Source organism: Oleiphilus sp. HI0128 (assembly GCF_001635365.1).
On record NZ_LWGG01000084.1, the window covers coordinates 1 to 760 of the forward strand.

At 44.9% G+C, this 760-nt stretch carries 2 protein-coding genes; both read right to left on the minus strand.

All coding sequences use genetic code 11. The features are described from left to right. The coding region (locus A3763_RS01070; protein WP_068759823.1) for a chemotaxis protein CheW at positions 1-322 on the minus strand (322 nt) is incomplete at its 3' end. Positions 323-466: 144 nt separating this feature from the next. Continuing rightward, a partial coding sequence (locus tag A3763_RS01075) for a chemotaxis protein CheW (RefSeq protein ID WP_197482665.1) occupies positions 467-760 on the minus strand: 294 nt, incomplete at its 5' end.

The following is a 760-nucleotide window of genomic DNA, read 5'->3' on the forward strand; positions in this document are numbered from 1 at the left end:
CCTCTGCAACCGAGTCGACCAGAATACCAATAACCTGCCCATCAATTTCAAGAACAACGATACGAGAATGGTCAGTTACATCGGCACTAGGTAAACCAAATCGAGCCCGTGTATCGATAACCGTTACTACATTACCGCGCAGATTGATAATACCCAACACATAGTTAGGTGCGCCTGGCACGGGGGCAATTTCAGTATAACGTAATACTTCCTGAATCTGCATTACGTTAATACCATACGTCTCGTCTGCTAAGCGAAAAGTGACGTTTTGCAGAATCGGATCTTCAGCAGCATGGCTACTGTGCCCAGTGTTTGATGTCATTAGTTGACCCCTTACCTATTTCCTAAAAGACAATAATTCGCGCCAAGTTTTCAAAGCTTTACTCTCTCACGTCAAAAACTTAACAGATCATCTTCTAAATATAGAGCATCGCACAATCTATGCCAGAAAATAGTGACACAATTATCAAGAAATTGAGCTTCCATTGCCAGAAGCTTTCTCTTCTAGCATCAAGCTCATTACGTCTGCGTCGAGTAAAGCACACATATGCCCTATCACCGTACCAGATAACCACGCTCGACTCGTACGCTCACTGCGCCATTTAACCATATCAGGTTCAAGCTGAATGGATTCGTGAACTGAGTCGCAAGCTAAGCCCCAATTATTTCCACCCAGTCTAATAATGAACTGATATCCGGCCCGAGCATCCTCGCTCCAACGGTCCGGCATGACCCATTGAGCTGTATCGACTACTCTGAC